A 24,165-nucleotide genomic window follows, 5' to 3' on the forward strand; every position below is an offset into this window, starting at 1 on the left:
ATTAGTGATGAAAGCTAAACAATAATTGATAAAAATTAACTCAATATTAAGAGGATTTAGTTTTGCAAAATTTTACGAAATCTTTACGTTTTATCGTAAAGATACCACCCGACATGAAATAGCATGTGTGCAACTATTGCTGCCACTAAGCCGAATTGCCAAAAAAGCCAACCGAATAATAAAGCTTGCCAGACATTCAGCAATAACATGCTATAGATAAAGCGGCGACTTGATTGACAACCGGCTGCAAGATAGGCAGGAAGCTGTCCTAGAGCAATCACTAATCCGCTTAACAAGATTGCACTCCAAATAATCAAAGGGCTCTTTTGACCAGCAAAAAGAATGGCAAAAAATGCCACCACATTCATAAGCCCCCAACGGGCAATAATTTCCTCAACTACCCCTCCGTAGAGAATACAACCATCAATACCTAAAACAACCCTCACTTGACGCATAATATGAAAAGTTTTCTCATCTAAAATACTGGCAACCAAACCATAATAGAGAAAGAAGAAAACAATTAAGCCGCCAATAGTTGCCAACAATACCGGGAGTAACATGGCTTGAATCTGATCAAGAACTGCTCCGCCCTGTAACAAAGTGTCAAGAACCGAAGCATTTAACCCTGTTTTTAGGGATAAAACACTGCCACCAAAGGTCATTAATAACACCATAAATAACGTTTGTCCTTTTGCAAAACGGTTAACTCGGTTTTTTAATTCATCACTATTCTTAGGCAATAAAAGATTTATTAACCTTGGCACGGCAATGAACACTCCTGGTAGAGACAAGCAGAATAGAACTGTGATTAATGGCCAGTTAATTTGCATATTCATATTTTCCTAAGCACGCTATAAAAAAATCCATCACCCTCGCTCTCTTTCGGCAAGATTTGCCACCCATAGCCTGTATTCTTACCCCAAGGCATATCATCAGTCACCACTGTACAATCATTATGACTTGCCACAAAGTGGGCAATCTGTTGTTCATTCTCTGCTTTCATCACAGAACAAGTGGCATAAACCAGTAGGCCGCCTTGCGCAAGTAGAGGCCATAAACTTTTTAACAAATTTAATTGCAACTTGGCAACTGTGATAATTTCTTCTGCTGTTCTTAAGAGTTTAATATCCGGATGGCGTCTAATAACACCTGTTGCAGAACATGGGGCATCAAGAAGTATGCGCTCAAAGGGTTTACCATCCCACCACGCATGCGGATTTAAACCATCACCTTGCATCAATGTTGCCTCTAGTTTTAGACGAGATAAATTTTCCTTTACTCGCTGCAGGCGTTTCTCGTCTATATCAAGGGCAATACAGCTTTTTAATTGCGGCTCAGATTCCAAAATATGACAGGTTTTACCTCCTGGAGCGCAACAAGCATCGAGCAGTCTTAATCCAGGTTGTAAAGAAAGCAAGGATACCGCCAACTGAGCAGACTCATCTTGGACTGAAACCACCCCTTGATTAAATCCCGGTAGGCTATAAACGTCACAAGCAGTTTCAAGTCTGATGCCTGCTGTAGAATAAGTGTGAGGATAGGCTTGGATACCCACCTGTTGTAATTGCTCTAAATAACGCTCTCTTGTCGTATGATGCTTGTTAACTCGCAAACTCATAGGCGGATGGCTATCATTAGCTTTTAAAATAGCTTGCCAGTCACTTGGCCAATCGCTTTGCAAACGCTGCACAAACCACCGCGGATGACCCAAAATGAAGCCTTCATCGGCTTGTAATTGCGCTAATATCGTTTGCTGCTCACGACAAAATCTTCTTAAAACAGCATTAACCAGACCTTTTGCCCAAGGTTTTTTGATTTGCTCAAGTAGATTAACAGTTTCTTTGACAACGGCGTAATCTGGTTTTTGCATAAAGTGCAATTGGTAAAGGCCGATAAGCAATACAAGCCAAACTTCAAGGGTTTTAGGTTGCTTATCAATAAGAAAATTAGCGATTGCTTCAAGGCGAAAATAATGTCGACATACACCAAAGCAAATTTCCTTGGTAAACGGGGTTAAATCCTTAGTGGATTGCAAAAGATATGAAAGAGGTGTTTTGTCTTCCATAACTCTAGTTAGAATTTTTAATGCCTGGAGGCGTTCTGTTTTTTTCATTGCAAAACAAGGTTCACTTGCAGTTGTGAGCGATTAGCATTTAACCAATCCGCCACTTTCATTACTTTAGACCCTGGGAATTGAATATATTCGACCATGAGTGCTTGCTGTCCCGTTGCCACGAGCATGCCTTTCTTGTCCAGAGAAAGAATAGTTCCTGGTAGCTCAGAAGCCCCCACCTCAATTATATGAGCACGATGAATGCGTAATGTCTCTTCGCCAAGCATGGTATAGGCTATTGGCCAAGGATTGTAAGCACGAATTTGGTTATTGATTTCGTAGGCTGTTCTGTACCAATTAATGACTGCATCTTCTTTATTAATTTTATTCGCATAAGTTGCCTGACTATTATCTTGAGCCGTTGGCTTCGCTTGTCCTAGCGTTAATGCATCCACAGTTGCCAATAAAGGTTTTACCGCTAACTCTGCTAGCCTATCATGGAGACTTCCTGCCGTATCATCAGGCAAAATAGGACATCGCACTTCAGCCAATTTGTCGCCTGTATCCATACCTACATCCATTTGCATAATGGTTACTCCCGTTTCCTTGTCTCCATGGAGAATAGCATGTTGGATAGGGGAGGCTCCTCGCCAGCGAGGAAGAAGGGAGGCGTGAACATTGATACAGCCTAATTTTGGTATTGATAATACTTTACGGGGCAAAATAAGCCCGTAAGCGATAACTATCATCAAATCTGGCTTTAAAGCAGCAAGTTCAGCTACAGCTTCTTCACTGCGAAAGTTTGCCGGTTGGTAAACAGGTATTTGTTGCGTGTTTGCCCAATTTTTTACTGCGGAAGGCTGCAACTTACGACCACGCCCTGCTGGCCTGTCTGGTTGCGTATATACCGCTAATAAATGGTGCGAAGAATCAGCAAGTGCATGAAGACAGGGTAAAGTAAATTCTGGGGTTCCAGCAAATACAATATTCAAATTTACTCCTCAGTTTGGACAGGAAGGGGCTTGGTTTTTTTGAGACCAAATAGGGCTGGATTTATACTTCTCGATTCTATTTACGAGCTTTGTTTCGTTTGTACTTATCCAATTTTCTTCGAGCCATCGCACGCTTAAGCGGTGATAGCAAATCGACAAATAATTTCCCATTCATATGATCAATTTCATGTTGCAGGCATTCACCCAGCAGGGCATCGGCAGTGATTTCATAAGGCGCACCGAAACGATCAAGAGCACGGACTGTCACCTTCTTTGCTCGGACAACAGTATCATAAGCCCCTGGGACTGATAAGCAACCCTCCTGATACTCCATCTCCCCTTCTGAAGCAATAATTTCGGGATTTATCAAAACTAACTGACGAGTTTTATCACCAATGATATCAATAACCGATAAACGCAAACTGACGCCGATTTGTGGGGCTGCTAAGCCTACGCCGTTTGCTTGATACATGGTTTCAAACATGTCTTCAATTAATGTTTGCAATGCGTCATCAAAATATTCAACAGGTTTTGCAATTTGTCGCAATCGTTCATCGGGTAAATAAAGAATCTTACGAATAGCCATAGTTATCTATTTTAAAGCAATAATGCATGCTATTATCGCCTAACACCTCGTATCGCTGCAAGATGCCTCATCTAAAGCTTGTTAAAAGCTTGCGACGGCTATTTGCCGCAATTAATGGATTAATTGATTTGATTAAAAACAGGGCCTACCTTATTGCTTTAAACAAAATCCCTTTTATTGGCCCGCGGACCACCGCAAAATTATTGCATTCCTGGCCAAATTTGGAAGAGATATTTCGCATACCAAGCCCGCAATTAGAGCAAATGGGGTTCTCCACGCGTGTAGCGCATGCCATAAGTCAATTTGATTTTAAGACGGTAGAAGCTGACATCCGTTGGCAAGAAACAGACGATCACCATTTATTAACCTTAGAAGATGAAAATTATCCTCATTTGCTTAAAGAAATTGCCGACCCACCCACTGTACTCTATGGAATCGGTGATTTATCGTGCTTACAGCAACCCACGGTAGCAATGGTCGGCAGCCGAAAGCCTTCTGTGCTTGGTAGCGAAACAGCCTGGCGCTTTGCCTCGGAATTAGCCGCCAATCAATTAACTATCGTCAGTGGATTAGCTTTAGGAATTGATGCACAGGCTCACGGCGGTTGTCTATCTGTTTGTGGCAAAACCGTTGCCGTAATGGGAACAGGGATTGATTGCATTTATCCTCGTCAACATGCTGCTCTTGCAGAAAAAATTAGCCAAACCGGACTCTTATTAAGTGAATTTTCCCTAAAAACACCACCTATGGCTGGACATTTTCCCCGTAGAAATCGTATAATAAGCGGTTTATCATTGGCCACATTGGTTGTTGAGGCAGCAATCAAAAGTGGTTCTTTAATCACGGCTCGACTAGCGTTAGAACAAAATCGAGACGTCCTGGCTATACCAGGTTCTATTCTGAACCCTCAAGCCAGAGGTTGTCACTATCTTTTGCAACAAGGAGCAAAGTTAGTGACCTCCATACAGGATATTATGGATGAGTTAAATCTGGATAGAAAGCAAGTCATTGAAACTAACGCAATACTATCCCTTGCCACGGATAATAAAAACCTAGTAAAGTTCATTGGCTTTGAAATAACAACAGTAGATCAAATTATTGCACGAAGCGGATTAGGTCTCGAAGAGGTAGTCAGCTCCCTGGCTAGATTAGAATTAAAGGGCATTGTTAAGGCAGTTCCCGGCGGTTACATGAGGTGTGCGTAATGAAAGATAGCTTGTTTGAAATGTTAATGAGTTTTTTTGAAAAGAGCTTGGCACAACTAAAAGAGGGTCAAACAGCTGACACCGATAACCAAGAGCTGGATAATGCGAGTTTAGAAAACCGTACTGTTTTCGTAAGAGACGCGCAAAATACAGCTTTGCGTGTCTTTACGGAAGACGAACAACGAAAATTTACCAAAGCAAGTTATCAATTTTTAACACGACTCATGCTCTGGGGAATTATTGCTCAAGAAACCTTAGAATTGATTATTAATCAACTCTTATTTTCTGAATCACGTTTTGTTACTCTTCAAGAAACAAAATGGACCATCCGCAATACACTTGCTGACAACCTTGATGCAAATCAACTAGCTTTTCTTGATCTTGTGCTATACCAAAAAGAAGACAAGCTGGCATTGCATTAATTATTATCACAAGGAAGGTTAATTTCTTATGAGTAAACACTTGGTTATTGTGGAGTCACCCGCGAAAGCTAAAACCATACAAAAATATTTAGGCAAAGATTATGACGTGTTGGCTTCCTATGGACATGTCAGGGATTTGCCTGCGCGGAAAGGTTCTGTGAATCCCGATAAACAATTTCACATGACTTACACACCTATTGAAAAAAATTTGCGCCACATTGATTCTATCGCTAAAGCCTTAAAAAATTCCGACTCACTTCTTCTTGCAACTGACCCAGATCGTGAAGGTGAAGCCATTTCCTGGCATGTCTATGAGTTAATGAAAGAGCGAAACTTATTAAATAATAAAGAAGTACATCGTATTTTCTTCAACGAAATCACTAAATCCGCCATCCAGGACGCTATTAGCAACCCTCGTTCCATTTCCATGGATTTAGTGAATGCTCAGCAAGCGAGACGAGCTCTAGACTACCTTGTAGGCTTTAATCTATCCCCCCTGCTATGGAAAAAAATTCGACGAGGTCTTTCAGCAGGCCGCGTACAAAGTCCTGCCCTAAGGCTTATTGTAGAAAGAGAAGAGGAAATAGAGCGTTTTGTTCCACAGGAATACTGGCGAATACTTGCTTCGTGCCAACATAACAACAGTAATTTCGAAGCAAGACTTACTCATTTCGAAAATGAAAAACTACAACAGTTTACTATCAATGAAGCTACCAGGGCACATCATGTTAAAGACAGCTTATTAAAACAAGCCCAAGGATCTTTGTTAGTTGATAACATTGAAAAAAAACAACGTAAACGCAAACCGGCTTCTCCCTTTATTACCTCTACGCTACAGCAAGAATCAGCTAGAAAACTGGGTTTTACTGCTCGTAAAACAATGATGGTGGCTCAACAACTTTATGAAGGAATTGATATTGGCACAGGAACCGTGGGTTTAATCACCTATATGCGTACCGATTCAGTCAATCTGGCCAATGAAGCAATTGAAGAAATCCGTAGTTTTATTTCCGAACGTTATGGAAATGATAATTGCCCCAGCACATCCCGCATTTATAAAACCAAATCTAAAAATGCTCAGGAAGCCCACGAAGCCATTCGTCCCACTTCGATTAAACGCACCCCTGAGATGGTACAACAAGCACTGACTGTTGACCAATTTAAACTCTATAATCTCATCTGGAAACGCACGGTTGCTTGTCAAATGGCAGACGCTGTCATTGATACTGTAGCCGTTGATTTAAGTTGCGGCCAAGGCAATATTTTCCGTGCTACTGGCTCAACAATTCTTTTCCCTGGCTTTCTTTCTGTCTATGAAGAAGGACATGATGATATTCAGGAAGATGATCAAAATTCCGTCTTATTACCTACACTAAAGGTAGGTGAAAAGGTTAATTTGCAAGATATTCTTGCAAACCAGCATTTTACCGAACCGCCACCGCGATATTCCGAAGCGTCTTTAGTAAAGGCTTTAGAAGAGTATGACATCGGTCGCCCATCAACTTATGCCGCCATCATTCATACTCTGCAACAACGTGATTATGTCATTGTTGATAAAAAACGTTTTGTCCCTACAGATGTTGGGCGGATCGTCAACCGATTCCTGACCGGTCATTTTACCCGTTATGTGGATTATAAATTTACTGCGCAACTGGAAGACACCTTAGATGCCATCTCACGAGGAGAAAGAGAATGGGTGCCTGTTTTAGAAGAGTTTTGGAAACCTTTTATTGACCAAATTCAGGAAACAGATACACAGGTACAGCGTAAGGATATCACTACAGAAACGCTTGAAGAGAAATGTCCTAAATGCGAAAAGCCTTTAGCTATTCGTTTAGGCAAACGCGGCCGTTTTATTGGCTGCACCGGTTATCCTGAATGTGATTTCACGCAAGATTTAAATACGCAGGAAAATGAAAAACCAGAAGCAGATATCGTTGAAGGACGAGTTTGCCCAGAATGTTCTAGTCCCTTACACATTAAGACAGGCCGTTACGGTCGCTTTATTGGCTGTAGTAATTACCCGCAATGTAAATATATAGAACCCTTAGAGAAACCTGCAGACACTGGTGTAGAATGTCCAAAATGCCATAATGCTAAAATTTTAAAGCGCAAGTCACGCAAAGGTAAAATATTTTATTCTTGCGGTAGTTATCCAAAATGTGACTATGCACTCTGGAATGAACCTATTGATAAACCCTGCCCCAAATGCGCCTGGCCTGTGTTGACTGTCAAAGAAACCAAGCGCGCCGGACGGCAAATCATTTGTCCTCATGAGGGATGCGGATATACGGAAAACACAGACTGACTTCGAGCATCATGTTTTTTAAACATCTAATGTAAGCGCCAAAACTGGTGCCAATAGCCTGGAAATCATGCCTTCCCCTGAATTAGGTAAATTTATCAGGGGTAAGCAAAAAATTTACTTTAACTGGATCTGCTGCTCGGTTTTTTCTTCCGGGAGTGTTGCACTGTCAACTTTTTTCAGGGAATCTTTAAACATACCCATTTTTACCAATGAATCAGTGGGGCTTACCCCGACAAGGCCAAGGGTAATAACATTTAATGCTTTCTGAATATTATGGAAGATTCTTCCAAAAAAGCCTCGATGATTTTTAAGCTCTCCCTTTTCAGCATCATCAATCAGATTTTTGCAATTCGTGACAAAGTCTTCCTTAGTAATTTTTTTACTAATAAATTGTTCTTTTTGGCTAGTTAAATCTTTATATAGAGTATCGGCTGCGCGCCACGCTTTAGGGTAACTACCTTTAAAATCAGTAGCTTTTTCTTTAATTTGCTCTAAGCAAGAATTCAATCCTGAAGTTTCAAGAACATCTCGTATTTGCTGCTGCTCCTTGAGCATTCGCTGCTCTTCAAGAACTTGTTGATCTTTAAGAACTTGCTGATTTTTAAGAAAAGTAACACTCTTATCACGCCATAATGCAATTGCTGGGTGATCTTTATTATCCATAATATATTGACGAATCGTCTCAAATTCTAAAGCTGAAGAAAAATCCCCTTTCCGCCAATCATATACAACAGCCATTGTACTCTCTTTAGTAAGCCGTTTTTTATTGGCATATAGCAATTTTTCCAAGCCGTCAGAGTACTCCTTAATAACCTTCAGAGCATCATTTTTTTCATAAAATGCTTTGAAATCGCTTTGATTTGATAGGGGAGTTTTGAAAAAAGATTCGTTTTCCCTAATAAATTGTTCCACTTCTTCTTTTGTTGGGGCTGGCATGGTTCTACCTCTTAAAAAATTACTTATTGTTGAAGTTTATAACATTTTTATGAAGGGAAGATTAACTGGGATCATTAGGGTAACTGTGTGGAATTTCTTGGGGGAATTTCGGTTGCTAGATCAATCTCTAAATCCTTTTTAGTCAGGTTATATCTTTCTTTATATTGTTGGTAAGTTGCAATTCTGGCTTTTTTTAAAGGTGAATCTGTATCGATCGTGGGGTCAATTGCTTTAAGCTCTTTCTGATGTGTAGATTTGAACTCTAACCAGCTTTTTTCACTTGCAGGTATTTTGAAACTTCCAGGATTATGATGTGATACAACGTCAAGGTGGCGAATAACATTTGAAATTATTTTATTTTGCTCATTTTGCCCTAAAGAGGGAAATTTATCTAAAGAAACGTTAATTGCTGCTGATATTAACTTCATGTATTGCAGCCTATTTTTCGAATTTTCTTTTTCTAAGATATTAATTTGCCCGTCTACGTATTGTTTAATTTGTGCCAACGTTAGCATTTTAGCTAACTCTGGTCGATATTCATCATTATTTCTGAACAATTGATAAATTCCCTGTAAACAGTTAGGGTGCTCGGCCATAAAATCTTTGCTGATAAATAAATTACCGTTAAACTCTTTTTTTTGATGGTTGTATTCGCGATAGGCGATGATATCTTCCTTATCTACTCCGCCAGGAATTGCGTGCTCCGATTCTGAAACTTGATTTTTACTAGGCGGGACTACAATTTCCCCCCTACCTTTAATTAAATAAATATACCCAATATCACTCTCATCACTATAAGTAAATCCTTTTGCCGTCCCTAAAGAATGTGTAAACGAGACTAATCCGGAACCTTTAGCAGAAACAATATGTTTCTCAATATCCATGCTATCAGGTACTCCACCTGTTGTTCCTTCTCTGGGTGTAGAATCTGGGTTTGTATATTGAGGACTAAAACTGTCTATTAATTCTAAAGCTCTTGTATCTCCCCGCAATAGAAGAGCTGGTATAGAATTTCGTTGCTTTCCCTTTTCTTTTAGATATGTCTCTGTATAAATTTCACTGTACGGTAATTGATCTGAAGGGATTGGTGGAGTATTGGGATTAAAATTGAGTGCTCGAGAATCACTGAGTACAGGTAACACCTTACTATCATTATTTTTTTCATATGAAATTGCCACCAAGTTGAGCGATTTCATACTAGCTCCAGAGTAAAAATTAAAATCAATTTAAATTAAAAATAGTCAACTTAATACTAGATGCAACATGATTTTTGTCAAGCAAAACTCTTAAATTTGATTCATTAAAAATGTGGTAAAATTAGGTACTAAAACACGCTAAGGTGTACTGCTTTATGGCGAGATACTTTTCCACATCTTCTCATTATAAAACTCTTCGTTGAATCTAGTAATGAATACTTGAGTAAAACCAATCTTTAATTCTGAACTATTCTCTACTTTAGTAGTTTATAGTGAATGGACGCTTGAAATTTTGTCATCCTGAATGGAATAATTTTTTGTGATTTTCCCGTATTACATTTCGCTAATACGGGCACTGGTTAATTCAACACAGCTATCTAGGCTTATTCAGTTGATGTAAGGTCACTGCATTACCCTCTGAGTCTACCATCACCGCCATACGACAAACCGGAGAAGCAAAGATGTCCAATTTGAATGTAACACCTTTTAATTTTAAGTAAGAAACCAATTTATCCAGATCATCAACTTCGAAAGCAATAGAACCACCCGCAGTACTGCTTGGTTGTAGTCCCTCGGCAAGATTAGTGATAGCGAAGCATCCACCGCCTGGCAAATCATATTCCACCCAGCAACCATTGGAGGAAATGCTACCTACTGTAAGTTTCAGTGTCTCCTCATAAAAGCTTCTGGCTCGATTGATATCTTCAACTGGATACATGGTAAATGCTACTTTTTTTAACATTGCTACTCTCCCTATATCAAACTTAGGTAATCCTAACATTTTTGTAGAAATTTTTAACTTCCTCAATGATTAAAGACACATCACTCCTTGATACATCCAAATGGGTAACAAGTCTTACCATACCATATATATTTGCTTGTCGAGGAAACCAAACTCCCTTTTGCTGCAAATAAGCCTGTAACTCAGCATAATGCTTTTTAAACTTCACAAATAGGATATTGGTTTGTAGTGATTTCTGCTCAACTTCAATCTCACTTAACTCTGCTAAAGCACTTGCCAAATTAAAAGCATTCTCATGATCTTCTTTTAAGCGCTCAATATTATTTTCTAGAGCATAAATACCTGCTGCGGCTAAAAGTCCTACCTGTCTCATACCACCGCCAAGTACTTTACGCCACCGCCTTGCTCGTCTAATCAGTTCCTTGTTACCACAAAGCACTGACCCTACAGGGGTGCCTAACCCCTTTGATAGGCAAATTGAAATAGAATCAAAGTTTTTACTTATCTCTTTTAGTGAAACTGCTAACTTAATAGCCGCATTAAAAACTCGAGCCCCATCCAAATGACTTTTGAGATTATGCTCACGGCAAAATTGCGGTATTTGTTGAAGATAATTAAGAGGTAATACTTTGCCATCCGTTGTATTCTCAAGACAGAGTAACTTTGTACGTGGATGGTGATCATCTAGTGGCTTTACCATGAGTGCAACTTTATCCAAAGGCAGACTACCATCATCGGCAAAATCAATAGGCTGTGGCTGAATACTTCCTAAAACTGCAGCGCCGCCACCCTCCCAACGGTAGGTATGTGCTGTTTGGCCAACAATATACTCATCACCTCGCTCACAATGAGCCATTACCCCCATTAAATTAGATTGTGTCCCTGATGGAGCAAAGACTGCAGCTTCCATCCCTGCTTTATCAGCGATCATTTCTTCTAAATGCCTAACTGTCGGATCCTCTCCCCAAACATCATCGCCGACCTCAGCCTGCATCATTGCCTGTAGCATACCTTTACTAGGTTTTGTCATTGTATCACTACGTAAATCTATTTTTTTCATCATCCTACCCATTATTTTGAAAATAATTTAGGCTTTAAAGGCAGCATAAACACGTTGTAACTCGACCATTTTAGTGTTAATTGACTTGATCGTTTCTAATGTTTGCCGAGCATCCTCTTGCCAATCCCTGTTAATACTGTAGGCATACCAGAGTAGCCAACTGTGCAGACTCATCTCCCATAAAATGTCATTTGTGGGGGGTAATTTCCCCTTATAATCGGCATAACCCATTAAAGTAGCATGAAATAGTGCCTGATCGAATGTTTGGGTAGCTAGCCCCGAGCAGTTGGTTGCCAAGCCAACCAACTCAACAAAAGGGTGTATAAGGCCCGCGCTTTCCCAATCAATTAAATGAGGTTTTTTTTCATTTTGCCAAATAATATTATGTAAATGGATATCTCGATGACTAATCACTCTGCTATCCGCTTCGTAGTCAATAAAAGTATTACAACGTTCCACCAAATGCTCTAGCCATGTAGGATAGGGTTGCTTCTTCGGTAAAATAATCGGAGGAAATCCCGTAGCTTCCCCTGGGGGCATCTTTAATGAATGTAATTGAGCCAGTAATCTCCCAAGCAAGAATGCTTGACCTTGAGTGACTGTAGTAATCACCTCGCCTTCGCAATAAGGAATGATTAATCGCTGTGTAACTGTCCCATACTCACTATTAATAGTAGGTAGCAATCTTGAGGAAAAGGTACATCCCAATTGATGAGCCACTTGAGATGCAACAAGTTCTGTGTACGCAAATTGCGCTGGATTTATAATCCCTAGCCAAAAATTTTCATCCAGTTTTTTACAAATCCACTTACTACCATCAACCAATGTAATTAAGTCAGTTTGATGCTGGCCTCCACTTTTTAAAGGGAATACCGAAGTAATCGATTGTTTAAAAAAATCTTTAGACCAATGCTTATTATTCATGCATAAGTTGTTCGATGTAGCGCCTACAGGTCAGCGGTTTATCAAGAAAATTCATAACATGACGTGTTCCACCAGTACCTGTAATGACTAAGGAACCGTAACGTAAAATACTGCCTATTATAGATTGGCGGATATCAATCGTTTCAATCTTGGATAGGGGAATATCAACCGTTTGTCTTACGAGCATCCCTGTGCGAAGAATCACTTGGTTTTTTTTAATCGTCAGCGATGAAAAATGGTAAGTAACCCAGGTCATCAAAGTCCAAATTAAAGCTACAAAAAGAAACATAAGCGATACTTCTTTTAACTGAGTAATTTGAGAACCCAAAAAAATAGCAAAACAGGCGAGTGCTATTGGCCAGAAAAATAAAATCCAATGAAGTCTTGCAAAATATACGACACTTCTGTCCGTCATTATTATCCTTTAAAATCATTCTTATCTAAAGTTCATTATCATATTGCAGATACTAAACCCTGTCATCAATTACGTTTAGCGTTTACAATTGAATTGTTCGCTCAACTAAATTGTGACAGGATCTTAAAATTTGCTATGCTATGAGCTTTATTTTCGGGTCTCTTAATGCGTCGCATCAATCGCTGTCTAAATTCTCAATTGCAAGAAATTTGTCAAAACGCACTGGAGCTAGAGGGATTATCTACTCTGGTCAAAACTCATCTACCCCCCCATTTATCCAACTATTGCAAAGTTGGTAGTTTTTTAAAAGGGGCATTAACACTGACTATTACTAATGCAGCCTGGGCAACTGAATTGCGTTATAATCTTCCGGAATTACGTGATAAGTTAAGAAAAGAAGCAGGTCTTTATCAATTGACAGGAATAAAGATTTCCATTGAAAGTGAGAATAATCCACTCACAGCAATCAGCAAAACTAAACGGACAATCACCTTATCACCCGCTGCTCGCAATGCTATTCACATCGCGAGCGAACAATGTGACTATGAACCTCTGAAAGAGGCCCTGCAACAATTAGCCAAGACTCAGGATTAATTTAAACCTGCACTTATCCCCTGCTCTTGAGTCAAATTGTGTTGAATTGTCTCGAAATCATGCTCCCAAAATTCTTTGGCTTCTTCTAATAATGATAGTGTCGCCTCAGAACCCACTCCTTGTAGCGACATTTGCAACTCATTAACTTGCGCCTCTATTTTTCGTAGGAGATTTTTAATAGTCAGTAAATTACGTATCGCATCCCCACGCTTTGTGATTGGCAGTTTCAAATTTAAGGCATAATTTGCGAAATTCCGTATTTTAGTAGTCACTATTTCTGCTTGGGCAAACTCTTCTGTGTTTGAATCAAATTGTTTAAAAGTCGTATCTAACGTATGGTTAATTTTCTGAAAAAAAACTTGTGTTTCTGCTTTAATGTTATTCCTGCGTACCATAGTTGGAATTACAGCAATCGTGTGAGAAGCAAAAAAACCAACCGCGGCCCCCCCTACGCCCCTGACCAATGCAGAGCACTCTTCATTTTGACAGGTGTCAGCCGCCATATAACCTAATACTGCGGTGCTAACTATAATGCCACCTCTTACAAAAAGTTCTCGCCAACTGTAATGTGTCCATAATCCAGTCAATGTTTCGCGGGTACGTTGTCTTGCCAACCCGCCAACATTGAAGAAATCAAGTAGGTTACCACTTGCTTGAGTTAAAGTTTCTGCAGCTTTTGACAACATATTTTTTAATCCATTAACACTATAGGGGAAAATACCTTAGCCTGATATTACAAATTAAACAACCATTAAAAACAAATTTAATTTTTTCATGTCAAGACTGTTTTTTCAAAATTTATTTGGCTATCATCATAATTCGAATTTATCTTATGCTTTAATGCCTGTGGATAACTTTATTTTATCTACAGAAATTATTTTCTTTCTTTTCTTTTTGATCACTTACCAGAGTATGATTTATTTGGTTGAAAGGTTGTTTAATTCTCTAAATATTATCCCCAAATTCTGTGGATAACATTGTGTATATATTTCTCTTGAATGCGTTTGAGGAAGAATAAATCCAATTTTTATTGAGCGCTCATGCAAATGAAATAATCCATACAGCACCTTAATTAAATCTCTAAGACAACTTTTTTAAAACAATTTGATTGTTTTATTATACTTCAGTATAACTGCTAACTTACTATAAAATCTGCAACGAGGTGGCCATGTTTGGCGAAAAAAATCAAAAGGATAAGGAAGATAGCTTAGAGTATGTTTTGAATCCCGATGCCCTTACAGAGGAGGATTTAAATATTTTCTTGAGACAATTGCAATCCACAACACCATTTGAAAATAGCTATAACGAGCTCTCCGATCTGCAGGTTATTGATGCTGACAGTTTTTTAGCTACAGAGCCTTCTGGAGAATCAGTTGATGCTGAGAATGTCAAGTCAGACTCAAATCGTAAAAGGAAGAGCGAGAATCTGTCATCATCAGAACCCGCAAAGAAAATATCTAAATCCTGCGAGTATCGGCGTCAATTCATCTATAAAGATCTTATTGAGAGAGGAGATTTACGCTTACATGAAAAGTTAGTTCCCGTAAACTTAATTCCCCCAGTAACCAAACGTAAAAAAAACACTCCCCTAAAAGTTAATAACCGAGAAATTATTACTATAGGGCAAATGTATGAATTCCAATCGCGGGACAAGCGAAAATATTTTTTCTATAATGGAGAACCTGTACCCCAAGAAAAGGTGCCCTCACAAGTTAAAATTTTGAAAAATGTAGATGGCAGAAAAGTGATTACCGACGAGGCCTTTTATAGACGAAATTATATAACTTTAAATAACCGTCAATTAACGCGTGAGGAAATTAAACAAATATATTTTAATCCAACAGATCAAAAATGCTATTTAGCTGATGAAGAAGTCGTTTGGGCTTCAAAGTATCGGACTCAAAAGCCCCTCCCCTCTTCACAAACATCTGTCCTCTCTCATATGACGGAACATCAACAATCAAAAAGTGAGCATATTTCAGTAGAAGATGTTCTAAATGAGAACCCTGGAAATTCTGAGCATCAGTTTAATAAACCCGGCCTGCAGCTCTTAGTAAATGGATTTCGCTTATCCCCAGTGTTGCAACAAAAAATTGAATATCACTTTGAAGAAATTTATAAGTTATGCCAACAACAGTCTTTCCATAAAATAGCTTATCAAGGTAAACGAACGCCAACGATGTTCCCCTCTCTTGGACAACTACTAAACGAAGGACAAACCAAAGACAAAACTCAAGAAATGGAGGAAGAGATAACTTTATTAGTTTAAGCTGATCATTAAAGCTAGCCAAGAAGGAAAAACCCATAACAGATGCTAATTTAGCTTGGAATTGCCAAGCTTTGCTTCATCAGTTAAAGCGCTTGCAGCTGCCTCACCTATTTCCTCTTGTGGATTAAAATCAACTGCCACGGCAAAGCCAATGTTTTCAAGCCCACTCCATGACCCATAATTTAATATAGGTTTAATTCGCTGAGCAACTATTTCCTCAGCAACCTCATCCATATAAGTTAATGATTTTTTGGAATTTTTTAACAAATGTTGCAAGGTCAAGTTAAGTGTGTACTTTAAAAGATAAAGAGCTTGCTCACAGGCATTGTCCAAACTATCCAATTGAATCCGGGATGAAGCATGGTAGAGATGAGTAAATTCGTAAGCATCAGGCGTAAAATCATCGTTTAGAATTGCTGTTTGCTTTGCTATATTAGATTCACATCTAAAGAAGAGAAAGTGTCTTTCTTGCGTTTCTATTTTGGTGATTTTAAAACATCCTTGAAAAACAAATGGCCGCCTCCAAACTGCGACTAATACTAAAGTCTCGATATTAATATTCGTGAATTTGGTGACCATAATTAGTCGTTAGTAAAGATGACGCAAAAATAAAAGATATTTATGCTTCAGCAGGTAAAAAATCAGCAGCAACAGTAGGCTGGTAATTTTCCGCATCAAAATAGGTATATTCCCAAGCATCCTGACGAACCATCAACTCACGTAAAAGTCGATTATTCAAGCCATGTCCTGATTTATAACCTTCGAAAGCTCCAATCAATCCACAGCCTAAAAGATATAAGTCTCCAATGGCATCCAATACCTTGTGGGTGACAAATTCGGAATCAAAACGCAAACCATCTTCATTTAAAATACGATAATCATCCACAACAATTGCATTATCAAGACTGCCGCCTTTGGCCAAATCGTTTTCTCGCAATTTTTCATAGTCCGAAAGGAAGCCGAAAGTACGAGCACGACATACTCCTTTTACATAAGAAGTGCTGGAAAAATCAAAAGTTGCGGTCTGTGGTTTATCATTAAACACAGGGTGATCGAAATCAATAGTAAAGGAAACTCTATAGCCATTATAAGGAAGAAATTGAACATATTTGCCATTATCTTCAACACGAATAGGCTTTAATATACGGATAAATCGTTTTGCAGCACTTTGCTCACGGATACCCGCTGATTGAATCAGGAATACAAAAGGTGCGGCGCTACCATCCATAATTGGAAGTTCAGGCGCATTGATATCAACATAAGCATTATCAATACCTAATCCCGCAAAGGCAGAAAGCAAATGCTCAACTGTCGCGACTTTGACGCCACCACACTGTAAAGAAGTACAAAGCATAGTATCGCCAACCTGATCGTATAAGGCTGGGATTTCTACCACAGGATTCAAATCGGTACGCCTAAAAATGATGCCAGTATTTATGGGAGCGGGACGCAAAGTGAGTAGAACCTTTTCCCCGGAATGCAAACCTACACCTGTTGCTTGAATGACTTTTTTTGGAGTTCTTTGTTTTATCATTCAGTAATCACCTTCTTGATATCCCATTTTTAAGCGCAATAGACTACCAAATCATATCAACAATTTACTGATTAGTCTAATTTTTTGTAGCATAGGCATAACCCTCATACAGGCAATATAATTTTAGCGCTTGCCTAATCAGTTATGCCTGAATACTACAAAATATCCAGCAATAAGTCCTTTAGGTTAATCAACATTTTCCTCTTGTCGACGTAAAAAGGCTGGGATATCCAAATAATCAACATCTGGTATAGATGAAGATTCAACAGTTGGTTTTGCGGCAACCGCAGCCGCTTGCTTGCGAATCACAGCTGGTCTATCAAATTGTTGATAATCCAGTGAACCATCGCTACGAGTTGTCTCCGCTATACGGGTTTTTGTACTAATAGTCGTTTGTTGTTGCTGATGACGGCCACGTTGATCGCCAAGACCTGTTACGATTACTGTAACACGCATTTCGTCAGTCATTTGTGGATCAATCACTGTACCAACGACAACGGTTGCATCATCGGAAATAAACTCTTTGACTACATCGCCTACTTCTTCAAACTCACCAATAGACATATCAAGACCAGCGGTAATATTGACCAAAATTCCTCTTGCACCCGAGAAATTGACATCTTCGAGTAGAGGTGATGCAATGGCGGCTTCCGCAGCTTGGCGGGCTCTCTGCTCACCAGTAGCGCTACCAGTCCCCATCATTGCCATACCCATTTCGGACATAACAGTGCGTACATCGGCAAAATCGACGTTGATTAAGCCTGGGCGGGTAATTAAATCAGAAATACCTTTTACTGCACCTAAGAGAACATTATTAGCGGCTTTGAATGCATTCAAAAGGCTAATATTTTTACCAAGCACACTGAGAAGTTTGTTGTTCGGTATGGTTATTAATGAATCAACATGCTCACCCAAACGACGAATTCCTTCCTCAGCAGCCAGTGCTCTTTGTTTCCCTTCAAAAGAAAATGGTTTTGTCACTACTGCAACAGTAAGAATACCTAACTCTTTTGCTACTTCAGCAAACACAGGAGCGGCACCAGTACCCGTTCCTCCGCCCATTCCTGCGGTAATAAATACCATGTCAGCGCCAGCTAGAACCTCTTTAATTCTGCCTCTGTCTTCTTCAGCTGCTTCCCGGCCAATTTGTGGGTTAGCACCAGCCCCCAGACCTTTTGTTAACTCCTCACCTAACTGAATATGAATCTTAGCATTTGAATTTTTGAGCGCTTGGGCGTCAGTATTGGCGCAAATAAACTCAACACCATCAATATTTTCAGCGACCATGTGTTGAACTGCATTACCACCACCACCGCCAACACCAACAACTTTTATTACGGCATTGTCTAGTTGACTCTCCGTTAATTCAAACATTTGACCTCTCCCCCAAAAATTCTGTCAATAAAGAGGTTCTATCCTAAATTATCATTGTAATCAATCTGGATTGAACCTACTAAAAATTACCATTAAACCATTCTTTCATCCGCGCCCACATTCCTTTGCCACTATCACTAAAGGTGGTTACATTATAACCACCTTCGTATTGTTGTTGAAAGCCGTGCAACAACAAACCAACTCCTGTTGCCATGGAAGGATTAACCGTCGCTTCAACTAAACCAGAAATATGATGAGCGCAACCATGACGAACGGGCATTTCAAAACACATTTCCGCCAACTCTATAGCACCACGGACACAGGATCCACCACCGGTCATTACCATGCCAGCCGCAACTCGCTGTTCAAATCCACTACGTCGTAGCTCATTACGAACCAGAGAAAACAATTCTTCATAACGTGCTGAAACAACATCAGAAAGTACCTTACTGGAAATTTTTCGCCCAGGCCTTTCATTCACACTCAATACTTCGATCATTTCACTGGCATTGGATAACTCGGGCATAGCACAAGCATACTTGACTTTGATGGCTTCAGCAGCCTTTGTAGGCGTGCGAAGTGCCATAGCAATATCATTAGTTACTTGGTCACCTGCAATCGGTATTACTGCCGTATATTGAATTGCTCCTTCAGCAAAAACAGCAATATCAGTAGTGCCACCTCCAATGTCAATAATACAGACTCCGAGCTCTTTTTCATCTTCAGTGAGTACTGCATGACTCGAAGCTAATTGTTCAAGAATGACATCGCTAACTTCCAAGCCGCATCGACGAACACATTTTGCTATATTTTGAGCAGCACTAACTGCCCCGGTTACAATATGAACTCGAGCTTCCAAGCGAACACCAGCCATGCCTACAGGCTCACGGATGCTACCCTGGTTATCGATAATAAATTCTTGGGGAAGAATATGAAGAATTTTTTGATCAGCTGGAATTGCTACTGCTTTTGCTGCATCAAGAACTCGCTCCACATCAACTTGTGAAACTTCTAAATCCTTAATAGCCACAATTCCGTGAGAATTTAGGCTACGAATATGGCTACCAGCAATCCCGGCATAAACGGTCCGCACTTCACATCCAGCCATCAACTCGGCTTCCTGAACCGCTCGTTGTATAGAATTCACAGTAGCTTCAATATCAACAACTACACCTCGTTTTAATCCACGAGAAGGGTGACGTCCAATACCTATAATTTCTATAGCACCATCAGCAGTCACCTCTCCTATAAGAGCCACTACTTTAGAAGTACCGATATCCAACCCAGTGATGATATTTTTTTCTAATTTTTTTGCCATTCTCTTCCCGCTTATTTTTTCCATTGCACTGCCATGCCTCGCGGATAACGTAAATCAACACTCGCTAACTGGTCCGATTTTTCTGCAAAAACAGCAGGATATGCCTTACAGAATCGGGTTATCCGTGTTTCCAAATCTCGCTTTCCTAAATGTAACTGTACACCATTAGCTAAAGTAAGTTCCCACGCTCGATTATCACGCCATTCTAATGAAGCTGCATGCAAACCATATATTGATAATATCTTACTCATTTTTTTAAAAACTTGTAAGACTTCCTTCTGTTGATTCACAGGACCACTGAGGTGAGGTAATGAAGAATCCAGTCTCCCACCATTATTAAATAATTCTCCCTCTTCCGTCATCATGGCATCGTTCCATGTAGCTATTGGAATTTTTTCTGCTAAAGTGATTTTCAAAGTATCTGGCCAGATGCGCTCAATTTGCACCTGATTTGCCCAATCAAAAGAAATAAGATCGGCATATAGCTTCCCCACCGGTACTGAAAAAAAACTTGAATCCAAATATTTAGTTAAAACGACTTCAAGATCTTTATGAGTAATATGGTGGTAGCTTGCAGCAATTTTGACAGTATTAATAGGGAATTTCTTTGGATCAGCCAGATATAAATAAACTAACCTGGCCGTTAAAAAAAGAGCGCAAAGAATTAATATTGTTAAAAAGCTTGCGTAGCGTAATCGTCCAGTATCAGCACCCATCCACTTATCCACCACCTATTGCCATAATTAGCTCTTATTGCTTTACGCTACCTAATTTCCTTTTACTGATAATCAGTCACCAATTGCTGTCGACAGCGTTGATGAATCATTGCCAAACTAATCAATTCCTCTAACAGTAATGGGTACTCTAAACCACTAACCTGCCACAATTTTGGATACATGCTAATGGGAGTAAAACCAGGAATAGTATTGATTTCATTAAAATAAATCTTACCATCACGATCATTAACAAAAAAATCGACCCGAGCCATGCCTTTGCATTTTAATCGTGTGAAAATTTCTCCCGCTATCGCTTGCAATCGCTTCACGACTTTTGTTTCAAGCTTGGCAGGTGCATGTAATTCTGTTTGATTACTTTCCAAATACTTTGCTGTATAAGAATAGAATCCATCAGCATGATGTACACAAATTTCGCCAGGTAAACTCACTCTTGGGGCTGCTGAAGGAGAGGTGTTTTCGAGTACTGCCAATTCAATTTCACGCCCAGGAAGAAACTCTTCAACCAAGATCGTTTCATCGTAACGCAATGCATCCTCAACAGCGGCAATTAACTCAGCCATATTTTTTGCTTTATGAATGCCGACACTTGAACCAAGTGAACAAGGCTTGACAAATAGCGGCCAACCAAATTCTGTAGCGATTTGATGACAAAACTGCTGTCTTTCAACAGGGGTAGTAAACCATGACAACATGCGATAGCGCGCCGATTGAATCGTCTCAGTGCATGCAAGTCGTCTAGCAACATCTTTATCCATCCCAATTGCAGAGGTCAAGACATCACAACCAACATAAGCAACACCGGCTAATTCTAATAACCCTTGTATGCAACCATCTTCATAAAGAGGACCGTGCGCTATCGGAAAAACAACGTCCGCATCAATTGCAAGCCGCCCTTCTACCAATAAACTTGCTAAAGGACATGAGCGAGTTGCCTTGACCGGTAAGCTGTCCTTAAAAGCTTTTAATTCCTCGTAATCGTTTAAATAAAACTTTCCCTCTTTATCCATACCTACAGGAATAATATTATATTTACTGGTATCCAGCTCCCTTAATACAGAAGCTGCAGAAATTAATGAAACTTCGTGCTCTCCAGATTTTCCGCCATAAAGTAATACAAGGTTGATCAATGTAGACATTAAAGGTCTCCGATGATATGCACTTCGCGAATTAGCTCAACACTAGTCTCCTGATGCACAGTATTACGCACTAATTCAATCAATGATTCAATATCACTAGCCAATGCAGTACCATTTTGGTTAATAATAAAATTGGCATGTTTTTCCGAAACCATGGCTCCCCCTACTTTCTTTCCCTTAAGCCCACAAGACTCAATTAGGCGAGCGGCAAAATTACCAGGGGGGTTTCTAAAAACAGAGCCACAATTGTATTCATTTGTGGGTTGCGTATTTGCTCGATGAGCTAGCAACTCTTTAATAAGTCGCAGGGATTTTTCTTTCTCCCCTTTGACTAAACGGCAAGTAGCGGCTACGAACCATTCGTCTTGCAAACCAGCAACATGACGATATGCTATCTCAAACTCTTCGGGTTTGCGTACTCGCAATTCACCCTGACGCGTTATCGTTTCCACTTCAATCACAGACTGCCAAGTTTCACCACCAAAACAGCCAGCATTCATCCGTAAAGCACCACCCATTGTGCCTGGAATCCCAGCCCAAAACTCGGCACCTGCTAAATTAGCCCGAGCACAGAATCTAGCCATCGTAGCACAGGACACCCCTGCTTCAACATGAACAAGATCTTCGCCGATTAGTTTAATTTCTTTTAAGCAACCCTGAGTGAGAATAACGGTCCCGACAAAGCCCTTATCCCGAATTAAGGAATTACTTCCCAAACCCAACCACAATAAAGGCTCATCTTTAGGCAACTGTTTAAGAAAAAGCGCTAGATCAGGGATACTAGCAGGCTTATATAATTTGTTCGCCACACCTCCAACTCGCCAAGTGGTGTAATCAGCCAACGGCTCATCAATGAGCAATTGACCTTGATAAGCAACTGCACCCTCTTTATTTAAGGTACTCACGCTGATTCTCGCACTGAAGTCTGCATTAAATTAAGCGCCAACTGACCAATATTGCCGGCTCCCTGCATCAAAATAACACTATCATCTGTTGTAATTAATTCATCCAAGATTTGCGTAAGATTTTTATCATTTACTAATCGCGCATTGGGCTGATTCTGGCTGATTTGCTGCAGTAAAATTTCGCTACTTAAACCAGGAATAGCCTGCTCACCTGCTGAATATATATCCATTAAAAGCAACTCGTCAGATAAACTTAACGCATCAACAAATTGATTAAATAAAGATTGCGTACGGCTATAACGATGCGGTTGAAATACATGGACTAAACGCTTATCTGGCCAAACACGTCGAAACGCATCAATCGTTGACCTGATTTCTTGTGGATGATGACCATAATCGTCAACGACGATAGCAGAGCCACGCTCAAATTGCCTTTCGCCAAGCATTTGAAAACGTCGACCAACACCCTGGAATTTCAACAGGCCATTGATGATAGACTCATCATCAACCCCCAATTCCGTAGCTATTGCAATTGCAGCCAGAGCATTTAAAACATTATGACGGCCAGGCCATTGAAATTTAATATTTAACGGTTTATAGGGTGCAGGTCTTTGTACTGTAAATTCGCTTAGTAACCCATTTTGTGTCCAATTCAAAGCACGGTAATGAGCTTCTTCACGAAACCCATAGGTTCGGGTGGGTCGTTGAACAAAGGGCAAGATTCCATTCACTTCGGCATCTTCAATACAGAGTACAGCTAAACCATAAAATGGAAGGTGATGTAGGAACTCAATAAAGGTATTACGTAATTTATCAAAGTTATCATCATAAGTACCCATATGATCAGCATCGATATTAGTCACCACAGCCATCATCGGTTTTAGGAATAAAAATGAGGCATCGCTTTCATCTGCCTCCGCAACAAAATAGGCAGACTTGCCCAATTGTGCATTGGATCCACAACTATTTAATTTACCACCAATAACAAAGCTTGGGTCAAGGCCACCCTCTGCCAATAAACTGCTTACCAAACTTGTCGTTGTTGTTTTTCCATGGGTACCAGCAATAGCGATACCATGGCGGAATCGCATTAACTCAGCAAGCATAGCTGCACGAGGAATAATGGGAATTAATTGTTCATTAGCAGCAATAATTTCTGGATTATCGGCACTAACTGCCGTTGAGCGTACAACGACATCTGCACCAACAATATTTTCAACACGGTGCCCTATTTGAACCTTGATCCCTAAGGATTGCAGTCGTTGTACAGTACGACTTTCACTAAGATCGGAACCCGTAATGCGATAACCTTGGTTATGTAGCACTTCGGCTATACCACACATTCCTGCCCCACCAATTCCCACGAAATGAATTTGTTCTACTCGACCCATCCTTGGTGATAGAAACTGCCCTATGTTATTCACAAAATTCCCCTTTATTATGAGATAAGTATTTCATC

The 24,165-nt window shown here is 39.9% G+C and carries 24 protein-coding genes; 5 read left to right on the forward strand and 19 right to left on the reverse strand.

Annotated features, from left to right (window positions below; all coding sequences use genetic code 11):
* Positions 1–83: 83 nt before the first annotated feature.
* From Lbru_RS14425 to def, 4 genes are all read right to left on the reverse strand, one after another.
* Positions 84–830, reverse strand: coding sequence for a hypothetical protein (locus Lbru_RS14425; protein ID WP_058442838.1), 747 nt, complete (start codon positions 828–830; stop codon positions 84–86).
* 2 nt (positions 831–832) lie between these two features.
* Positions 833–2,113 carry a 16S rRNA (cytosine(967)-C(5))-methyltransferase RsmB gene (gene rsmB, locus Lbru_RS14430; protein ID WP_058442839.1) on the reverse strand — a complete coding sequence of 427 codons (1,281 nt, stop codon included), beginning with the start codon at positions 2,111–2,113 and terminating at the stop codon, positions 833–835.
* Entirely contained in the window at positions 2,110–3,045 is a 936-nt protein-coding gene (gene fmt, locus Lbru_RS14435; RefSeq protein ID WP_058442840.1) for a methionyl-tRNA formyltransferase, read from the reverse strand. Before fmt ends, rsmB begins: the two co-directional genes overlap by 4 nt.
* 76 nt (positions 3,046–3,121) lie before the next feature.
* Positions 3,122–3,631, reverse strand: a complete 510-nt coding sequence (gene def, locus Lbru_RS14440) for a peptide deformylase (RefSeq protein WP_058442841.1) — start codon at positions 3,629–3,631, stop codon at positions 3,122–3,124.
* Positions 3,632–3,762: 131 nt separating this feature from the next.
* Between def and dprA the strand changes: the two genes are divergently transcribed.
* The 3 genes from dprA to topA are packed head-to-tail and all read left to right on the forward strand — an operon-like array spanning position 3,763 to position 7,566.
* Positions 3,763–4,836: a DNA-processing protein DprA gene (gene dprA, locus Lbru_RS14445; RefSeq protein WP_058443167.1), complete on the forward strand. Its 1,074-nt coding sequence runs from the start codon at positions 3,763–3,765 to the stop codon at positions 4,834–4,836.
* Entirely contained in the window at positions 4,836–5,258 is a 423-nt protein-coding gene (locus Lbru_RS14450; protein WP_058442842.1) for a DUF494 family protein, read from the forward strand. The genes dprA and Lbru_RS14450 overlap by 1 nt, the downstream gene beginning before the upstream one ends.
* A gap of 28 nt (positions 5,259–5,286) precedes the next feature.
* Positions 5,287–7,566, forward strand: coding sequence for a type I DNA topoisomerase (gene topA, locus Lbru_RS14455; RefSeq protein ID WP_058442843.1), 2,280 nt, complete (start codon positions 5,287–5,289; stop codon positions 7,564–7,566).
* A 114-nt stretch (positions 7,567–7,680) separates the two neighbouring features.
* On the opposite strand, the gene Lbru_RS14460 is transcribed toward topA, so the two are convergent.
* The 6 genes from Lbru_RS14460 to Lbru_RS14485 form a co-directional block, all read right to left on the reverse strand.
* Entirely contained in the window at positions 7,681–8,502 is an 822-nt protein-coding gene (locus tag Lbru_RS14460) for a hypothetical protein (RefSeq protein WP_058442844.1), read from the reverse strand.
* A gap of 74 nt (positions 8,503–8,576) precedes the next feature.
* On the reverse strand, positions 8,577–9,698 hold the full coding sequence (locus Lbru_RS14465; RefSeq protein WP_058442845.1) for a hypothetical protein: 1,122 nt from the start codon (positions 9,696–9,698) through the stop codon (positions 8,577–8,579).
* A 373-nt stretch (positions 9,699–10,071) separates the two neighbouring features.
* On the reverse strand, positions 10,072–10,440 hold the full coding sequence (locus tag Lbru_RS14470; protein WP_058443168.1) for a VOC family protein: 369 nt from the start codon (positions 10,438–10,440) through the stop codon (positions 10,072–10,074).
* A gap of 22 nt (positions 10,441–10,462) precedes the next feature.
* A complete protein-coding gene (gene ltaE / locus Lbru_RS14475; RefSeq protein ID WP_238583897.1) occupies positions 10,463–11,503 on the reverse strand; it encodes a low-specificity L-threonine aldolase in 1,041 nt (346 codons plus the stop codon).
* Between the two features lie 24 nt (positions 11,504–11,527).
* Positions 11,528–12,424, reverse strand: coding sequence for a phosphotransferase (locus Lbru_RS14480; protein WP_058442847.1), 897 nt, complete (start codon positions 12,422–12,424; stop codon positions 11,528–11,530).
* Positions 12,417–12,839, reverse strand: coding sequence for a PH domain-containing protein (locus Lbru_RS14485; protein ID WP_058442848.1), 423 nt, complete (start codon positions 12,837–12,839; stop codon positions 12,417–12,419). Before Lbru_RS14485 ends, Lbru_RS14480 begins: the two co-directional genes overlap by 8 nt.
* Before the next feature lie 165 nt (positions 12,840–13,004).
* Here Lbru_RS14485 and Lbru_RS14490 point away from each other — a divergent pair, with 165 nt between their 5' ends.
* Positions 13,005–13,433: a DciA family protein gene (locus Lbru_RS14490; protein ID WP_058442849.1), complete on the forward strand. Its 429-nt coding sequence runs from the start codon at positions 13,005–13,007 to the stop codon at positions 13,431–13,433.
* Here the strand turns inward: Lbru_RS14490 and Lbru_RS14495 are convergent.
* The gene (locus tag Lbru_RS14495) at positions 13,430–14,119 is read right to left on the reverse strand and encodes a hypothetical protein (RefSeq protein WP_058442850.1); all 690 of its coding nucleotides are present in this window, start codon (positions 14,117–14,119) and stop codon (positions 13,430–13,432) included. The two genes, Lbru_RS14490 and Lbru_RS14495, sit on opposite strands and share 4 nt — an antisense overlap.
* Before the next feature lie 482 nt (positions 14,120–14,601).
* Between Lbru_RS14495 and Lbru_RS14500 the strand changes: the two genes are divergently transcribed.
* On the forward strand, positions 14,602–15,702 hold the full coding sequence (locus tag Lbru_RS14500; RefSeq protein ID WP_058442851.1) for a hypothetical protein: 1,101 nt from the start codon (positions 14,602–14,604) through the stop codon (positions 15,700–15,702).
* Between the two features lie 45 nt (positions 15,703–15,747).
* On the opposite strand, the gene Lbru_RS14505 is transcribed toward Lbru_RS14500, so the two are convergent.
* The 8 genes from Lbru_RS14505 to murC form a co-directional block, all read right to left on the reverse strand.
* Positions 15,748–16,281 (reverse strand): hypothetical protein, encoded by a 534-nt coding sequence (locus Lbru_RS14505; RefSeq protein ID WP_058442852.1) that lies wholly within the window; start codon positions 16,279–16,281, stop codon positions 15,748–15,750.
* Between the two features lie 40 nt (positions 16,282–16,321).
* Positions 16,322–17,236, reverse strand: coding sequence for a UDP-3-O-acyl-N-acetylglucosamine deacetylase (gene lpxC / locus Lbru_RS14510; protein WP_058442853.1), 915 nt, complete (start codon positions 17,234–17,236; stop codon positions 16,322–16,324).
* A gap of 186 nt (positions 17,237–17,422) precedes the next feature.
* A complete protein-coding gene (gene ftsZ, locus Lbru_RS14515; RefSeq protein ID WP_058442854.1) occupies positions 17,423–18,610 on the reverse strand; it encodes a cell division protein FtsZ in 1,188 nt (395 codons plus the stop codon).
* A gap of 79 nt (positions 18,611–18,689) precedes the next feature.
* Complete coding sequence (ftsA, locus tag Lbru_RS14520) at positions 18,690–19,928, reverse strand: cell division protein FtsA (RefSeq protein ID WP_058443169.1); 1,239 nt, start codon at positions 19,926–19,928, stop codon at positions 18,690–18,692.
* Positions 19,929–19,939: 11 nt separating this feature from the next.
* The gene (locus Lbru_RS14525) at positions 19,940–20,644 is read right to left on the reverse strand and encodes a cell division protein FtsQ/DivIB (RefSeq protein ID WP_058442855.1); all 705 of its coding nucleotides are present in this window, start codon (positions 20,642–20,644) and stop codon (positions 19,940–19,942) included.
* A gap of 62 nt (positions 20,645–20,706) precedes the next feature.
* The gene (locus Lbru_RS14530) at positions 20,707–21,801 is read right to left on the reverse strand and encodes a D-alanine--D-alanine ligase family protein (RefSeq protein ID WP_058442856.1); all 1,095 of its coding nucleotides are present in this window, start codon (positions 21,799–21,801) and stop codon (positions 20,707–20,709) included.
* Positions 21,801–22,706 carry a UDP-N-acetylmuramate dehydrogenase gene (gene murB / locus Lbru_RS14535; protein WP_238583898.1) on the reverse strand — a complete coding sequence of 302 codons (906 nt, stop codon included), beginning with the start codon at positions 22,704–22,706 and terminating at the stop codon, positions 21,801–21,803. The genes Lbru_RS14530 and murB overlap by 1 nt, the downstream gene beginning before the upstream one ends.
* Positions 22,703–24,130, reverse strand: coding sequence for a UDP-N-acetylmuramate--L-alanine ligase (murC, locus tag Lbru_RS14540; RefSeq protein WP_058442858.1), 1,428 nt, complete (start codon positions 24,128–24,130; stop codon positions 22,703–22,705). The genes murB and murC overlap by 4 nt, the downstream gene beginning before the upstream one ends.
* Between the last annotated feature and the right edge of the window lie 35 nt (positions 24,131–24,165).

The organism is Legionella brunensis (assembly GCF_001467025.1).
GTDB lineage: Bacteria > Pseudomonadota > Gammaproteobacteria > Legionellales > Legionellaceae > Tatlockia > Tatlockia brunensis.

Bases quoted from the DNA above. Each gene is read 5' to 3' on its own strand.
- Lbru_RS14490 (WP_058442849.1), top strand. From the start codon at position 13,005: ATGCGTCGCATCAATCGCTGTCTAAATTCTCAATTGCAAGAAATTTGT.
- ftsZ (WP_058442854.1), bottom strand. From the start codon at position 18,610: ATGTTTGAATTAACGGAGAGTCAACTAGACAATGCCGTAATAAAAGTT.
- Lbru_RS14425 (WP_058442838.1), bottom strand. From the start codon at position 830: ATGCAAATTAACTGGCCATTAATCACAGTTCTATTCTGCTTGTCTCTA.
- Lbru_RS14505 (WP_058442852.1), bottom strand. From the start codon at position 16,281: ATGGTCACCAAATTCACGAATATTAATATCGAGACTTTAGTATTAGTC.
- topA (WP_058442843.1), top strand. From the start codon at position 5,287: ATGAGTAAACACTTGGTTATTGTGGAGTCACCCGCGAAAGCTAAAACC.
- Lbru_RS14485 (WP_058442848.1), bottom strand. From the start codon at position 12,839: ATGACGGACAGAAGTGTCGTATATTTTGCAAGACTTCATTGGATTTTA.
- rsmB (WP_058442839.1), bottom strand. From the start codon at position 2,113: ATGAAAAAAACAGAACGCCTCCAGGCATTAAAAATTCTAACTAGAGTT.
- Lbru_RS14480 (WP_058442847.1), bottom strand. From the start codon at position 12,424: ATGAATAATAAGCATTGGTCTAAAGATTTTTTTAAACAATCGATTACT.
- Lbru_RS14530 (WP_058442856.1), bottom strand. From the start codon at position 21,801: ATGTCTACATTGATCAACCTTGTATTACTTTATGGCGGAAAATCTGGA.
- Lbru_RS14495 (WP_058442850.1), bottom strand. From the start codon at position 14,119: ATGTTGTCAAAAGCTGCAGAAACTTTAACTCAAGCAAGTGGTAACCTA.
- def (WP_058442841.1), bottom strand. From the start codon at position 3,631: ATGGCTATTCGTAAGATTCTTTATTTACCCGATGAACGATTGCGACAA.
- lpxC (WP_058442853.1), bottom strand. From the start codon at position 17,236: ATGATAAAACAAAGAACTCCAAAAAAAGTCATTCAAGCAACAGGTGTA.
- Lbru_RS14465 (WP_058442845.1), bottom strand. From the start codon at position 9,698: ATGAAATCGCTCAACTTGGTGGCAATTTCATATGAAAAAAATAATGAT.
- Lbru_RS14470 (WP_058443168.1), bottom strand. From the start codon at position 10,440: ATGTTAAAAAAAGTAGCATTTACCATGTATCCAGTTGAAGATATCAAT.
- Lbru_RS14450 (WP_058442842.1), top strand. From the start codon at position 4,836: ATGAAAGATAGCTTGTTTGAAATGTTAATGAGTTTTTTTGAAAAGAGC.
- ftsA (WP_058443169.1), bottom strand. From the start codon at position 19,928: ATGGCAAAAAAATTAGAAAAAAATATCATCACTGGGTTGGATATCGGT.
- Lbru_RS14460 (WP_058442844.1), bottom strand. From the start codon at position 8,502: ATGCCAGCCCCAACAAAAGAAGAAGTGGAACAATTTATTAGGGAAAAC.
- ltaE (WP_238583897.1), bottom strand. From the start codon at position 11,503: ATGATGAAAAAAATAGATTTACGTAGTGATACAATGACAAAACCTAGT.
- Lbru_RS14525 (WP_058442855.1), bottom strand. From the start codon at position 20,644: ATGGGTGCTGATACTGGACGATTACGCTACGCAAGCTTTTTAACAATA.
- Lbru_RS14500 (WP_058442851.1), top strand. From the start codon at position 14,602: ATGTTTGGCGAAAAAAATCAAAAGGATAAGGAAGATAGCTTAGAGTAT.